The 13,779-nt window shown below is 63.4% G+C and carries 13 protein-coding genes; 7 read left to right on the top strand and 6 right to left on the bottom strand.

The features are described 5' to 3' along the window. The first annotated feature begins 79 nt into the window (after positions 1 to 79). On the top strand, positions 80 to 385 hold the full coding sequence (locus tag PST29_RS15690; protein WP_060839355.1) for an NIPSNAP family protein: 306 nt from the start codon (positions 80 to 82) through the stop codon (positions 383 to 385). An 89-nt stretch (positions 386 to 474) separates the two neighbouring features. On the opposite strand, the gene ilvA is transcribed toward PST29_RS15690, so the two are convergent. Continuing rightward, a complete protein-coding gene (ilvA, locus tag PST29_RS15695) occupies positions 475 to 1,515 on the bottom strand; it encodes a threonine ammonia-lyase, biosynthetic (RefSeq protein ID WP_082729250.1) in 1,041 nt (346 codons plus the stop codon). A gap of 351 nt (positions 1,516 to 1,866) precedes the next feature. On the opposite strand from ilvA, the gene PST29_RS15700 reads away from it, so the two are divergent. Both PST29_RS15700 and map read left to right on the top strand, forming a co-directional pair. Next, positions 1,867 to 2,067 (top strand): ParD-like family protein, encoded by a 201-nt coding sequence (locus PST29_RS15700; protein ID WP_047304509.1) that lies wholly within the window; start codon positions 1,867 to 1,869, stop codon positions 2,065 to 2,067. Further along, complete coding sequence (gene map / locus PST29_RS15705) at positions 2,064 to 2,828, top strand: type I methionyl aminopeptidase (RefSeq protein WP_060843626.1); 765 nt, start codon at positions 2,064 to 2,066, stop codon at positions 2,826 to 2,828. The genes PST29_RS15700 and map overlap by 4 nt, the downstream gene beginning before the upstream one ends. 3 nt (positions 2,829 to 2,831) lie before the next feature. Here the strand turns inward: map and PST29_RS15710 are convergent, their stop codons facing one another. Then, entirely contained in the window at positions 2,832 to 3,773 is a 942-nt protein-coding gene (locus PST29_RS15710) for a magnesium transporter CorA family protein (RefSeq protein WP_060839357.1), read from the bottom strand. A 7-nt stretch (positions 3,774 to 3,780) separates the two neighbouring features. Next, complete coding sequence (locus PST29_RS15715) at positions 3,781 to 5,367, bottom strand: RimK family protein (protein ID WP_060843627.1); 1,587 nt, start codon at positions 5,365 to 5,367, stop codon at positions 3,781 to 3,783. 93 nt (positions 5,368 to 5,460) lie between these two features. On the opposite strand from PST29_RS15715, the gene rimI reads away from it, so the two are divergent. Then, positions 5,461 to 6,594 carry a ribosomal protein S18-alanine N-acetyltransferase gene (gene rimI / locus PST29_RS15720; RefSeq protein WP_060843628.1) on the top strand — a complete coding sequence of 378 codons (1,134 nt, stop codon included), beginning with the start codon at positions 5,461 to 5,463 and terminating at the stop codon, positions 6,592 to 6,594. A 69-nt stretch (positions 6,595 to 6,663) separates the two neighbouring features. On the opposite strand, the gene PST29_RS15725 is transcribed toward rimI, so the two are convergent. The 3 genes from PST29_RS15725 to lpxO all read right to left on the bottom strand — a co-directional run bounded on the left by PST29_RS15725 (position 6,664) and on the right by lpxO (position 9,401). Then, positions 6,664 to 7,815, bottom strand: coding sequence for a PQQ-dependent sugar dehydrogenase (locus tag PST29_RS15725; protein WP_060843629.1), 1,152 nt, complete (start codon positions 7,813 to 7,815; stop codon positions 6,664 to 6,666). Positions 7,816 to 7,889: 74 nt separating this feature from the next. Then, positions 7,890 to 8,270, bottom strand: coding sequence for a hypothetical protein (locus tag PST29_RS15730; protein WP_060839361.1), 381 nt, complete (start codon positions 8,268 to 8,270; stop codon positions 7,890 to 7,892). Between the two features lie 231 nt (positions 8,271 to 8,501). Continuing rightward, a complete protein-coding gene (gene lpxO, locus PST29_RS15735; RefSeq protein ID WP_060839362.1) occupies positions 8,502 to 9,401 on the bottom strand; it encodes a lipid A hydroxylase LpxO in 900 nt (299 codons plus the stop codon). 360 nt (positions 9,402 to 9,761) lie between these two features. On the opposite strand from lpxO, the gene PST29_RS15740 reads away from it, so the two are divergent. The 3 genes from PST29_RS15740 to PST29_RS15750 all read left to right on the top strand — a co-directional run bounded on the left by PST29_RS15740 (position 9,762) and on the right by PST29_RS15750 (position 13,778). Beyond that, positions 9,762 to 10,496, top strand: coding sequence for an alpha/beta fold hydrolase (locus PST29_RS15740; protein ID WP_060843630.1), 735 nt, complete (start codon positions 9,762 to 9,764; stop codon positions 10,494 to 10,496). Between the two features lie 249 nt (positions 10,497 to 10,745). Beyond that, the gene (locus tag PST29_RS15745) at positions 10,746 to 12,332 is read left to right on the top strand and encodes an ABC-F family ATPase (protein ID WP_016965368.1); all 1,587 of its coding nucleotides are present in this window, start codon (positions 10,746 to 10,748) and stop codon (positions 12,330 to 12,332) included. Positions 12,333 to 12,590: 258 nt separating this feature from the next. Then, positions 12,591 to 13,778 (top strand): MFS transporter, encoded by a 1,188-nt coding sequence (locus PST29_RS15750; protein WP_060843631.1) that lies wholly within the window; start codon positions 12,591 to 12,593, stop codon positions 13,776 to 13,778. Position 13,779: the final 1 nt, after the last annotated feature.

The following is a 13,779-nucleotide window of genomic DNA, read 5'->3' on the forward strand; positions in this document are numbered from 1 at the left end:
TATTGCTCAACAGCGTCGCCCGCTCCAAGAGTCACACCTGATACAACGCTGATCCTTGCCCTCGCCCGGAGTTCCCGCCTTGATTACCTGCCATGTCAAATACGTGATCGATCCCTACCAACTGGCCGAGTTCGAAGCCTATTCCAAAGCCTGGATCGCCGTGGTCAGGCGTTTGGGCGGCACCCACCATGGCTATTTCCTGCCCTCGGAAGGGGCCAGCAACATTGCCTATTGCCTGTTCAGCTTCCCGTCCCTGGCCGATTACGAAGCCTATCGCCAGAACGCCCTCAGCGATCCGGACAGCGTGGCCCTGGTGGCGTCGGTGATGGAGAAGAAATTCATCCTCAGTTACGAGCGCAGCTTCCTGCGTCCACTGCTCTCATAGGAAACGGCCGGGCGGCCTTCCGCTTGCCGGCGCACAGGCCGCAACGACGGGGGCCGCTCTGACGGGCGTCTGCGCTGGCAAGCCAGCGGCTAGGCCGGAATGCTGCTCAAGGCGGCGCGTTCGGCGACGTGGCGCAGGCTGTCGAAATTGATGTTGGCGCCGGAGTCGATGGCCACCAGGGTCTGGCCGCTGATGCCGCCCTGGGCCACGTACTGCTTGATCCCGGCCACCGCCAGCGCGCCGGACGGCTCGGTGATCGAGCGGGTGTCGTCGTAGATGTCCTTGATGGCGGCGCACAGCTGGTCGTTGCTGACGCTGATCACCTGGTCCACGTGATGCCGGCAGATCTGAAAACCGTGCTCGCCGATCTGCGCCACCGCGACGCCGTCGGCAAAGGTGCCCACCGCGGGCAAGACCACCCGCTCCCCCGCCGCCAATGCCTGCTGCAGGCAGTTGGAATGTTCTGACTCAACGCCCACGATGCGGATCTGTGGCTGCAGGTACTTGACGTAGGCGGCGATCCCGGCGATCAACCCGCCTCCGCCCACCGGGACGAAGATCGCATCCAGCGGCCCCGGGTGCTGGCGCAGGATCTCCATGGCCACGGTGCCCTGCCCGGCAATCACATGGGGGTCATCAAAGGGCGAGACGAAGGTGCTCCCGGTGTGCTGGGCCAGGCTCAGGGCGTGGGCCAGGGCAAAGGGAAAACTCTCGCCCTGCAGAATCGCCTCGGCGTCGCGGCTGCGCACTCCCAGCACCTTGAGTTCCGGGGTGCTGGCGGGCATCACGATGGTCGCCTTGATCCCCAGCTCCCGAGCGGCCAGGGCCACGCCCTGGGCATGATTGCCGGCGGACGCGGTGATCACCCCCCGCCGCTTCTGCTCCGGGGTGAGTTGCGCCAGGCGGTTGTAGGCACCACGGATCTTGAAGGAAAAGGTCGGCTGCAGGTCCTCGCGCTTGAGCAGGATCTGATTGCCCAGCCGCAGCGACAGCGCGGGGGCGGCCTGCAGCGGCGTGCAGATCGCCAGGTCGTACACCGGTGCGGCGAGGATCATCTTCACGTAGCGCTCCAGCAAGGCCATGTCGGCGCTGGGCAAAGGGGTACTGGCAAGACGGCTGGGGTGATTCATGAGGGTGCTCCTGGCTGTGTTCGGAGCCCGGGAGACAGAGAGAAAAAACCCGCCTCCAGGGCGGGTTGGGTGCAGTCGTCAGCAAGCCCGCCAATCAGGAATGGCGGTAATAATGCTTGGCTGGGAACGATAGGCAGAAAAAGTCATGGACCGGAAACTAACCGCGCCGGCCCCTGGCGGTCAATGCTTTTCTCCGAGACTGACACCCAACACCACAGCTCCTGCTCCCTCCTGCTTACCGCTTACCGCTTGCAGCTTGCAGCTTGCAGCTTGCAGCTTGCAGCTTGCAGCTTGCAGCTGACTATACGAAACATATACGATTCATATATTTGCTCAAGGGAGCCCCCAAACATGGGCATCGTCAAGATCTCCGATGAACTGCACCAGCAGATCCGCGTGGCCAGCGCCGCCATGGATCGCTCGATCAACGCCCAGGCCGAGTTCTGGATCAAGATCGGCCTGCTGGCCGAGCTCAACCCGCACCTGGCCTACAACGACCTGATCAACAAGTTGCTGCTCAACAAGACCGATCTGCTCAGGGGGCAGGCATGACCCCGGCATTGATCAAGACTCCGGAACAACTGGCGCTGATGCGCGAATCCGGGCGGCTGCTGGCCGAGGTGTTCAGTTTCCTCGACGGCTTTGTCGGCGCCGGCCTGTCCACCCTGGAGCTGGACAGCGCGGTGGAGCACTTCATCCGCCACCAGCTCAAGGCGCGCCCGGCCAGCAAGGGCCAGTACAACTACCCCTATTGCATCAACACCTCGATCAACGAGGTGGTGTGCCACGGCATGCCCGACGCCAGGGCCGTGCTCAAGGACGGCGACATCGTCAACATCGACATCACCCTGGAAAAGAACGGCTACATCGCCGACTCCAGCAAGATGTACCTGATCGGCGAGGTCGGCCCCAAGGCCCGGCGCCTGGTGAACACCACCTTCGAGGCCATGTGGGCGGCGATCAAGGTGGTGCGCCCCGGCGCTCGCCTCGGCGATATCGGCCATGCCATCCAGGCCCACGCCGAGGCCAAGGGCTACAGCGTGGTGCGCGAATACTGCGGCCACGGCATCGGCCGGCAGATGCACGAGGAGCCGCAGATCCTGCACTTCGGTCGCCCCGGCACCGGCCTGGAACTGCGTGAAGGCATGGTCTTCACCATCGAACCCATGCTCAACCAGGGCAGCGCCCGGGTCCGCGGGCTCAAGGACGGCTGGACCGTGGTGACCCGCGACAACGGCCTCTCGGCCCAGTGGGAGCACACGGTGGCGGTGACCCGCGACGGCTTTGAGGTGCTGACCCTGCAGCCGCAGTAAGCCTCATCCGGCCCGGTCACTGTGGCCGGTGAGCCGACGCAGCCCCAGGGACATGCCGGCCGCCGCCAGCAGCATGGCCAGCAGCAACAGCGAATAGGCGATCCACCACGGCGTGCCGGCGGTCATCATGCTGAACTCGGACATGCCGCCAATGCTGGCAATCAGGTTCAGCGGCAGGAACACCACATTGATCAGCGTCAGCTTGCGCAGCAGCTTGTTGGTGCTGTTGTTCATCAGGTTGCCCCGGGCGTCCATCAGCCCGGCAAACACCGTGGAGTAGATTTCCGCCTGCTTGTAACACTGGTTGTTCTCGATGATCAGGTCGTCGATCAGGCCAACCGCCTGCGGGCCGAAACGCTCCTTTTCGGCATGGTTGCGCAGGCGGGTCAGCAGCGCGCCGTTGCTGTGCAGGGCATTGAGGTAATAGATCAGGCTCTCGCTCAGGTTGAACATCTGCATCAGGTGGCGGTTTTCCATCGAGCTGTTGAACTTGTGCTGCAGCTCCCGGGCCACCAGCTTGATCACCTTGAGGTGCCCCAGGTAGTGATGGATGTTGTTGAGCAACAGGTCCAGCAGCACGTCCAGCGGGCTGTGCAGATGATGCCGCGCCCCCAGGCCCAGCAGTGGCGTGTCGTCGGGGGCGATCACCAGCAGCCGGTCGGGGCAGAACAGCAGGCCGCAGGACGACACTTCGAAGGACAGGCTGCCGCCACCGGAATAGTTTTCCGGCCGCTTCCAGATCAGGAACAGGTAATCGGGATGGAATTCGATGCGCGACACTTCGTCCGGGTCCAGCGCCGAGGCCAGGGCGTGCTCGTCGAGCTTGAAGGCGCTGTGCAACAGCTCGCGCTCCGCCAGGTCCGGGTTGCTGAACAGCATGACCTGGGCCTCCCCTGCCGGTGCCGCCTGCAATCTGCCCAGGTCCAGCCGATAGCTGTGGAGCATCGCCGCCTCACCAGGCCTGGCCGCGACGCTTGAGTTCCAGGCGGCGGACGAATTCCTCCAGCACCAGGGAGTACAGGTCGTCCTGCAGGTAGGCGTCCTCGATGCCGGCATCGAGGTTGGGGTTGTCGTTGACCTCGATCACCACCACCTTGTCCCCGGACTGCTTGAGGTCGACCCCGTACAGCCCGTCGCCGATCAGGTTGGCGGTCTTCACTGCCAGCTCCACCACCGCCCGCGGTGCTTCGTGGACCGCCAGGGTGCGGCACTCGCCGTTGATGTCCTGGCCCTTGGCCTTGTGGTTGTAGATCTGCCAGTGGCCCTTGGACATGAAGTACTGGCAGGCAAAGATCGGCTTGCGGTTGAGCACGCCGATGCGCCAGTCGTACTCGGTGTAGAAGAATTCCTGGGCCAGCAGCAGCACCGAGTGCTCGAACAGTTCGGCGGTGGCCGCCAGCAGCGCCTGCTGGCTCTCGACCTTGATCACCCCCCGGGAGAAGCAGCCGTCGGGAATCTTCAGCACCAGGGGAAAGCCCAGGCGTTCGCCCACTCGCTCGAAATCCTCCGGTCGCTCCTTGTAGAGAATCTCGGTGGCGGGCATGCCCAGTTGATGGCCCTTGAGCAGGTCTGTGAGATAGACCTTGTTGGTGCAACGCAGGATCGAGGTCGGATCGTCCATCACCACCAGCCCTTCGCTCTCGGCCTTCTTGGCAAAGCGGTAGGTGTGGTTGTCTACGCTGGTGGTTTCGCGGATCAGCAACGCGTCGTATTCGGCCAGCCGCGAGTAGTCCTTCTTCTCGATCAGCTCCACATCGATGCCCAGGCCCTTGCCGACCCGGATAAAACTCTCCAGCGCCCGGGCATTGGAAGGCGGCAGCGCTTCATGGGGATCGTGGAGTATCGCCAAGTCATAACGGGCCAGTTGCCGGGATCGCGGCACCCGCCAGACTTTGCGGCTGAAACTGTCCAGCGAGTTGGCAAACTGGTCTTCCTGATCGTCGCGCAACTTGTGCAAGGCACCGGACTTCACGCCTTCGATATGCCAACTGTCAGTTCTCTTGAAATCAACTAACAGGATCGGACAGGGAAACAGTTCAAACAACTGGCGGGCCAACTCCTGCAATGGCTCGATATGTGTCCTGCCGAAGTAAAGGGTCAAGGTGAAGCCTTCGGTATCACTGTAAAGGTGATTGCTCAGGGCCTTTTCCAGGGTCTTGTCCAGGTCGTCCAGAGCCAGTCCGTAAAGGGCCTTGCGGGTCAGTTCGCTGATCGTGCGCACCGAGGGAATGACCCGGTGGCCGCGGGCTTCGGCCAGCAACGAGCAGTAGTAGCCGTGCCCCAGGTACTTGTAGCTGCGGCACAGGTTGATCACCTGGACCCGTTTTCCCGGCACACTTTCGCGGCTTTGTTCGAGGTATTCCTGGGCCGTGAGAATGTCTTCGCTGGGAAAGTAGGAGGCCCAGTCTTCCTTGCGTTCGACAATGATGATGACTTGACTTGAAGTTCTGCCCAGTGGGGAAAAATAACTTGTCGAAGTGATTGTCGCCGGCAAACTTTGCTCGGATACTTCTCGCCAATGACCTTGTACCGCTGACATAAAGTTCGCTCTCGCTTTAGAACCTGACCCTTTCTATTAAGCACGAACTTTTTTTGAAGTCTCGTTTCGTTACGCAACTTTTACGGCGGTTATATGGATCTTGTCTTTCGCACTGCAACCCCCGACGATCTGCCGGCGCTGGTGGCCCTGGAACAGCAATGTTTCACCAGCGACCGGCTGACCCCGCGCAGCTTCCAGTGGATGATCAACCGCGCCCACGGGCAACTGCTGGTGGCCGAACATCAGGCGCGCGTGCTGGGCTATGCCCTGGTGCTGTTTCATCGCGGCACCTCCCTGGCGCGCCTGTACTCCATCGCCATTGCCGAGGACGCCCGGGGGCTGGGCCTGGGCAAACGCCTGCTGCAACGGATCGAGGCCTGCGCCCTGGCCCATGACTGCGCCTATCTGCGCCTGGAGGTCCGCACCGACAATCCGGCGGCGCTGGCCTTGTACGAACGCCATGGCTACCGGCGCTTTGCCCGGATCCACGACTACTACGAAGACCACGCCGATGCCCTGCGCCTGGAAAAGCGCATCCTCCAGCACCGCGAAACCCGCAGCATCCGCGTGCCTTACTACCAGCAGACCACCGACTTCACCTGCGGCCCGGCCTGCCTGTTGATGGCCATGGCCGCGCTGCAACCCTCGCGCCCGCTGGAGCGGCGCGAGGAACTGCAGATCTGGCGTGAAGCCACCACAGTGTTCATGACCTCGGGCCACGGCGGCTGCAGCCCCCAGGGCCTGGCGCTGGCTGCCTGGCGCCGGGGCTTTGCGGTGCGCCTGCAGGTCAACAGCGCCGGGCCGTTGTTTCTCAATGGCGTGCGTGACGAGCATAAAAAGGACGTCATGCGCCTGGTCCACGACGAGTTCTGCAGGGAACTGGACGCCAGCGAAGTGCAGCAGGTACTGGGAGGACCGCTGGACCTGCCCAAGCGCCTCAGTGAAGGCGGCCAGCCCCTGGTGCTGATTAGCAGCTACCGCCTGACCCGTTCCAAGGCCCCCCACTGGGTGATAGTCACCGACTGCGACGACGACTTCGTCTACCTGCACGATCCGGATGTGGACCACAGCCAGCACCGCCAGCCCATGGACTGCCAGCACCTGCCGGTGAGCCACGGCGAGTTCGACAAGATGTGCAGCTTCGGCAGCAGCAAGCTGCGGGCCGCGGTGATCCTCTCCTCGCGCCCCCAGGCGCAGGAGCCGGCTGGCCGGCGAAGCGGTCCTTGAGCCTGGTGCTGTGCTCGCCGACGCTTTCGCTGGCCAGCCAGCTCCTGCGCTTGGAGGTGTTGGGGCGGATTATTCCAGGCCAACCTTGTAAAGGCCGCCCTGATCCTCGTCGGTGAGGATGTACAGATAACCGTCCGGCCCCTGGCGCACGTCGCGAATGCGCGCCTTGAGGTCCCCCAGCAGACGCTCTTCATGAACGACTCGGTCGCCATCGAATTGCAGGCGGATCAGTTCGCGGCCGGCCAGGGCGCCGATGAACAGGTTGTGCTGCCAGGGCTTGAAGCGATCGGCGTCGTAGAAGGCCATGCCGCTGATGCCGGGAGACTTTTCCCAGACATGATGCGGGGCCACGGTGCCCGGGACCGTCTGGCCCGAGGCCTCTGGGATCGGCTGGCCGGAATAGTTGACCCTGTGGGTCGCCAGGGGCCAGCCGTAATTCTTGCCGCGCTCGATCAGGTTGATCTCGTCGCCGCCCTTGGGCCCGTGCTCGTTCTCCCACAGGGTGCCGCTCCAGGGATTGAGCACCGCGCCCTGGGGGTTGCGGTGGCCGAAACTCCAGATCTCCGGCCGCACCCCGGCCTGGCCGACAAAGGGGTTGTCGTCCGGCACCCGGCCATCGGCATACAGGCGCACGATCTTGCCCTGAAGCTTGTCCAGGTCCTGCGCGGTGGCCCGGTTGTTGTTCTCCCCCAGGGTGATGAACAGGTAGCCGTCACGGTCGAACACCAGCCGTGAACCGAAGTGATTGCCGGTGGACAGCTTGGGCTCCTGGCGGAAGATCACCTGGAAATCCTTGAGCCCACTCAGGTCGTCGCTCAAGCGCCCGCGCCCCACGGCGGTGCCGGCAGTCCCGCCCTCGCCACCGCCCTCGGCGTAGGACAGGTACACCAGGCGGTCCTGCTTGAAGTCCGGCGACAGTGCCACGTCGAGCAAGCCGCCCTGGCCATTGGCCCAGACCTTGGGCACCCCGCTCAACGGCGCCGAAAGCTTGCCGTCCGGGCTCACCACCCGCAGGTTGCCGGGACGTTCGGTGACCAGCAGGCCCTGGCGATCCGGCAGGAATGCCAGGGCCCAGGGATGCTGCAGACCTTGCACCACCGGGGTCAGGCTGAGACGGCCCTGCTCACTGGCGAAGGACTGGGCACTGGCCGCCACAGCGGGCCAGGCACCGCCCAGCAGAACGCTGGCGCACAAGGTGGCGAATAGGGTTTTACGCAACATGCTCGCTTCCTTCTATGGCTCAAGAGAATCCCTGGCGAGCCGCACCGCAGCGGCCGCCCATCCAGCAAGACAGCTCAGCGCCGGTTGCTGTTGTCGTTATCGATATTTCGAGGACTTTGCACCCGCGGGTCGGGGTTTGGCCGCTGCACCCCGCCACGGGGATAGCCGTTGCCAATACCGCCGTTCTCCAGGGTCGGCGGCCGGCCAATGGGCGCGGTGCCGGGGCCGCGCACCGGCGGAGTGGCACTGCGGGTGCCCTGCATGCTGTTGGGATTGGCCCGGCGAATGGGGTTGCTGTAGGGGTCGTTGTTGCCGCTGTTGGGCAGGTTTTGCGCCAGCTGCACGGAACCTGGCAGGGCGTTGAAAGGAGGCGTTTCAGGGCTGGCGGCCCAGGCAGTACCGCTGGCCCAAGCCAGCGTGATCAATGCGGCAAAGCCGCGAGCCAGACTGTTCATGACAAGCCTCCTGAGGAGCGACAAGGTATCGAATACGATTCCACGCTACGCCCAGGGTTCGGCTTTGTTAATTAAATAATCCTGCAGAACGTAACACCCGATGTCCGCGGGCTTGCCGGCGAAGAGGCCGCCGAGCCCGGCCGCAGGCTTGAGGGGGCGTTGGCTGGCAAGCCAGCTCCCGCACCGGCCTGCGACCGGAAACCGCTGCCGGCCGAGCGCCAGCCGGGCCGATCAGATGTAGATGAACAGCAGCAGCAATGCAGCGAAGATCGCCCACTTTTCCAGGTAGTAGCGGGTGCGGTTGCGCTTCTTCAACTCCTTGCCCCGCAGGCGGATCTTGTACAGCTTGTTGAAGGCGCGGTTGAGGCCACCGGTCTTGTCCCCGGCGTCGTTGGGCGAGCCGGCGGCGGACATCACGGTGCGGCTGAACCAGCGGTTGAACGCCGCGGCCCAGCGATACTTCATCGGCCGCTCGACGTCGCAGAACAGAATGATGCGGTTCTGCTCGGTGGTGTTTTCCGCGTAGTGGATGTAAGTCTCGTCGAACATCACCGCTTCGCCGTCGCGCCAGTGATAGCGCTCGCCGTCGACTTCGATGAAGCAGCCCTCGTTGTTCGGCGTGGACAGCCCCAGGTGATAGCGGTAGGACCCGGCGTAGGGGTCGCGGTGGCGCACCAGGCGCGAACCCGGTGGCAACTCGGCGAACATGGCCGCCTTGATCGAACCGATGCTCTGCACCAGTTCAGTGGTGCGCGGGCACAGTTTCATCGCCGAAGGGTGGCTGTCGCCGTACCACTTCAGGTAGAAGCGCTTCCAGCCGGTCTTGAAGAACGAGTTGAAACCCACGTCGTTGTACTGGTCCGAGCGCTTGATCTCCCCGGCCTGCAACAGTTGCTGACCTTCGGCGCGGATCTCTTCCCAGTGTTCCTGCAACTTGTTCATCTCGGGGAAGTCGGCCGGGTCCAGGTAGGGCCGGTTGGGAAACTTGGAGAACAGATAAAGGAAGCAGTTGATGGGGGCCAGGAAGGTCGAGTGATCGCTGAGTTGGCGTCCCAGTTTATGGCGCACGCGCCCCCGCAGGTGTACGTACGCAATGGATAAAACGTATACAGCGGCAATGATGAGTTTCACGGAAATCGTCACACGTCAGAAGAGAACATGCTGCGCCCCTGAAAGCCCGGAGGGCCAAAGGCAAATGGCAGCGTCTGAGTTGAAAAAAGCGTGATCGGCGAAGGTTTCCATCGCCGATCCGACCCTCGGCATCTGGCCGTCGGCTGGCATTTTAGCCACAGTTTGTAACCAAGGGTTAACTCAAATTTGTGAAAAGCTGCGCTACTTCTGTAGAAAATTGCCGGTATCGGGTGAGGTTTTGATGCAGCGCAACAAAACCCTCTGCAGCCCTCTGGCCTGCCCCTGAGGGCTGTGTCGAACAGGTGGCTGCGCTATGCTGCGCGCCGCCCACTTCCCTTCCGCCCCGCAAGGACAGCGCCATTGATCGCCCCCACTGTTTTGCCAACCCTGATCCTGCTGCCGGGGATGGATGGCACCGGCACCCTGTTCGAACCGCTGCGCCTGGCCCTGGACCCGAGCCTGCCCGTGCAGGTGCTGGATTACCCCGCCGATCAGGTGCTGGACTACGCCGCCCTGGTGCAACGGGTATGGCAACAGCTGCCGACGGACCGCCCGTTCGTATTGCTGGGCGAGTCGTTTTCCGGCCCGGTGGCGGTGAGCATTGCCGCCCGGCGTCCGGCGCGATTGCAGGGGCTGGTGCTGTGCTGCAGTTTTGTGCGCAACCCACGGCCGGCACTGGCGCCCCTGGCGCCGCTGTTCGGGCTGTTGCCCATGGGGCGCTTGCCCTTCTGGCCGATGGACGCCCTGTTGCTCGGCGGTTTTTCCACGCCATCGCTGCGCCAGGCGCTGGGGGCCGCCATTGCCCAGGTGGCGCCACCCGTATTGCAGGCCCGGCTGCAAGAGGTGATCGCGGTGGACGCGAGCCGGGCCCTGAGCGAAACCTCGGTGCCTGTGTTGTACCTGCGGGCCTCCCGCGATCGGCTGGTGCCCGCCTGGGCGGCGGCCCTGGTCAGGCAGTTGCGCCCGGATGCGCACCTGGTGGAGATCGACGGCCCACACTGCCTGCTCCAGGCCTCGCCGCGAGAGGCCGCCGCGCAGTTGCAAGCCTTTATCCAAGCGCTGATTCCTGCCCGCACCGCAGCCGGTGACCACTGAACTTCGCACCACCTGGCTAAATTCCCTACCCGAGCGTCATACAACTGCTCGTTTACATATGCGACAATGCGCACAAATTCCAACACGCACCCCGCACTTTTTGCTCAGCAACCCGGCCCTGGCGCCGGAATGTTGCGCTCGACGTACGCCCGCTGGCTCAGCTCCACACTCAGACCGGCCCGACCTGGAAGGCTCCAGATCGCGCTTTGTGGATTCAAGGTCGGCGCTAAATCATTGGTAGGTAAGTAATTGATCTCCACAGCTAACATCACCATGCAGTTCGGCGCCAAGCCACTGTTCGAGAACGTTTCGGTCAAGTTCAACGGTGGCAACCGTTACGGTCTGATCGGCGCCAACGGTTGCGGCAAGTCGACCTTCATGAAAATCCTCGGTGGCGACCTCGAGCCGTCCGGCGGCCAGGTCATGCTGGAGCCCAACGTGCGCCTGGGTAAACTGCGCCAGGACCAGTTCGCCTACGAAGAATTCACCGTGATCGACACCGTGATCATGGGTCACGAAGAGCTGTGGAAGGTAAAGGCCGAGCGCGATCGCATCTACTCGCTGCCGGAAATGACCGAAGAAGACGGCATGGCCGTGGCCGAGCTGGAAACCGAATTCGCCGAGATGGACGGCTACACCGCCGAGTCCCGCGCCGGTGAACTGCTGCTGGGCCTGGGCATTCCCCTGGAACAGCATTTCGGCCCGATGACCGAAGTCGCTCCAGGCTGGAAACTGCGGGTGCTGCTGGCCCAGGCGCTGTTCTCCGATCCGGAAGTGCTGCTGCTGGACGAACCGACCAACCACCTGGACATCAACACCATCCGCTGGCTGGAAAACATTCTCACGGCGCGTAACAGCACCATGATCATCATTTCCCACGACCGGCACTTCCTTAACAGTGTCTGCACCCACATGGCCGACCTGGACTACGGCGAGCTGCGCCTGTTCCCGGGCAACTACGACGAGTACATGATCGCCGCGACCCAGTCCCGCGAGCAGTTGCTGTCGGACAACGCCAAGAAGAAAGCCCAGATCGCCGAACTGCAGACCTTCGTCAGCCGCTTCTCGGCCAACGCCTCGAAAGCCAAGCAGGCCACGTCCCGGGCCAAGCAGATCGACAAGATCCAGCTGGCCGAAGTCAAGCCGTCGAGCCGGGTCAGCCCGTTCATCCGCTTCGAACAGACCAAGAAGCTGCACCGCCAGGCGGTGACCCTGGAGCGCATGTCCAAGGGCTTCGATGGCAAGACCCTGTTCCAGAACTTCAGCTTCACCGTCGAAGCCGGCGAGCGCGTGGCGATCATCGGCCCCAACGGTATCGGCAAGACCACCCTGCTGCGCACCCTGGTGGGCGAGCTGACCCCGGACGCCGGTTCGGTGAAATGGACCGAAAGCGCGGAAATCGGCTACTACGCCCAGGACCACGCCCATGACTTCGAAGACGACGTCAGCCTGTTCGACTGGATGGGCCAATGGACCCAGGGCGAGCAGATGATCCGCGGCACCCTCGGCCGGATGCTGTTCTCCAACGACGAGATCCTCAAGTCGGTGAAGGTGATTTCCGGTGGTGAGCAAGGTCGCATGCTGTTCGGCAAGCTGATCCTGCAAAAGCCCAACGTGCTGGTGATGGACGAACCGACCAACCACCTGGACATGGAATCCATCGAGGCGTTGAACCTGGCCCTGGAAAACTACCCGGGCACCCTGATCTTCGTCAGCCACGACCGTGAGTTCGTCTCGTCCCTGGCCACTCGCATCATCGAGCTGAGCCCAAGCGGCGTGACCGACTTCAGCGGCACCTACGACGACTACCTGCGCAGCCAGGGCGTGATGTTCTAAAGCAGCAGCCAGTTTCAAGCCACAAGCGTCAAGAAAAGCCCCGTCCGTTGTGACGGGGCTTTTTCGTATGCACCACCCCCTCTCGTAGGAGCCGGCTTGCCGGCGAAAAGGCCCTTGAGTCGGCATTGCCCCTGAGAACGCCTTCGCTGGCAAGCCAGCTCCTACGGGGCGGAGGGGCAAGATAGTTAGCCTGCTTCCTTTTATCATCGCGGCACGCGATGATGCGGCTCTCTAACCGCCGCCCGCGAACGAGCCTTCATGCCCGAGCCACAGACCTCCGCTCAAAGCTCCATGGCGATCACCCTGCAGATCGTCTCCATCGTCTTCTATACCTTTATTGCCTTCCTCTGCATCGGCCTGCCAATCGCCGTGCTGCCGGGCTACGTCCACGAACAGCTGGGCTTCAGCGCGGTGATTGCCGGGCTGACCATCGGCGCGCAATACCTGGCCACCCTGCTCAGCCGGCCCATGGCCGGGCGCATGTCGGACACCGTGGGCACCAAGCGCTCGATCATCTACGGCTTGCTGGGGATTCTCCTCAGCGGGCTTTTGACCCTGATTTCAGTGTGGCTGGAACACTGGCCACTGCTGAGCCTTGCCGTGCTGTTGGGCGCACGCCTGCTGCTGGGCGTGGCCCAAGGCTTGATCGGGGTCGGCACCATCAGCTGGTGCATGGGCCAGGTGGGTGCGGAACACACGGCACGCTCGATTTCCTGGAACGGCATTGCCTCCTACGGCGCCATTGCCATCGGCGCGCCGCTGGGGGTGGTGATAGTTGAGCAATACGGTTTCACCAGCCTGGGCATCGCCCTGTCGGTTCTGGCAGTGCTGGCCCTGCTGCTGATTCGCAACAAACCCTCGGTGCCGGTGATTCGCGGCGAGCGCCTGCCGTTCTGGGCGGTCTTCGGGCGCATTGCCCCCTTCGGCGCCAGCCTCAGCCTGGCCTCCATCGGCTATGGCACCCTGACCACCTTCATTACCTTGTTCTACCTGAGCCGCGGCTGGACCGGCGCCGCCTATTGCCTGACGGTGTTCGGGGTGTGCTTCATCTGCTCGCGTTTGCTGTTCATCTCCAGCATCAGCCGCTTTGGCGGCTTTCGCTCGGCCATTGCCTGCATGTGCGTCGAGACCCTGGGGCTGACCCTGCTCTGGCTGGCGCCGTCCACGGCCTGGGCGCTGATCGGCGCCGGGCTCACCGGCTTCGGCTTGTCGCTGGTGTACCCGGCGCTGGGGGTGGAAGCCATCAAGCAGGTGCCCAACAGCAGCCGTGGTGCCGGTTTGAGTGCCTATGCGGTGTTTTTCGATCTGGCCCTGGCCATCGCCGGCCCCTTGATGGGCGCGGTGGCCCTGAACCTGGGGTATTCGTGGATTTTCTTCTGCGCCGCCCTGCTCTCGATCACCGGCCTGGGACTGACGCTGCTGCTCAAGCGCCGGGCCGGTGCCTGAG

The sequence above is a fragment of the Pseudomonas sp. St29 genome, assembly GCF_001547915.1.
Lineage (GTDB): Bacteria > Pseudomonadota > Gammaproteobacteria > Pseudomonadales > Pseudomonadaceae > Aquipseudomonas.

Bases quoted from the DNA above. Each gene is read 5' to 3' on its own strand.
- PST29_RS15715 (WP_060843627.1), bottom strand. From the start codon at position 5,367: ATGTCAGCGGTACAAGGTCATTGGCGAGAAGTATCCGAGCAAAGTTTG.
- PST29_RS15700 (WP_047304509.1), top strand. From the start codon at position 1,867: ATGGGCATCGTCAAGATCTCCGATGAACTGCACCAGCAGATCCGCGTG.
- map (WP_060843626.1), top strand. From the start codon at position 2,064: ATGACCCCGGCATTGATCAAGACTCCGGAACAACTGGCGCTGATGCGC.
- ilvA (WP_082729250.1), bottom strand. From the start codon at position 1,515: ATGAATCACCCCAGCCGTCTTGCCAGTACCCCTTTGCCCAGCGCCGAC.
- PST29_RS15730 (WP_060839361.1), bottom strand. From the start codon at position 8,270: ATGAACAGTCTGGCTCGCGGCTTTGCCGCATTGATCACGCTGGCTTGG.
- PST29_RS15725 (WP_060843629.1), bottom strand. From the start codon at position 7,815: ATGTTGCGTAAAACCCTATTCGCCACCTTGTGCGCCAGCGTTCTGCTG.
- PST29_RS15750 (WP_060843631.1), top strand. From the start codon at position 12,591: ATGCCCGAGCCACAGACCTCCGCTCAAAGCTCCATGGCGATCACCCTG.
- rimI (WP_060843628.1), top strand. From the start codon at position 5,461: ATGGATCTTGTCTTTCGCACTGCAACCCCCGACGATCTGCCGGCGCTG.
- PST29_RS15710 (WP_060839357.1), bottom strand. From the start codon at position 3,773: ATGCTCCACAGCTATCGGCTGGACCTGGGCAGATTGCAGGCGGCACCG.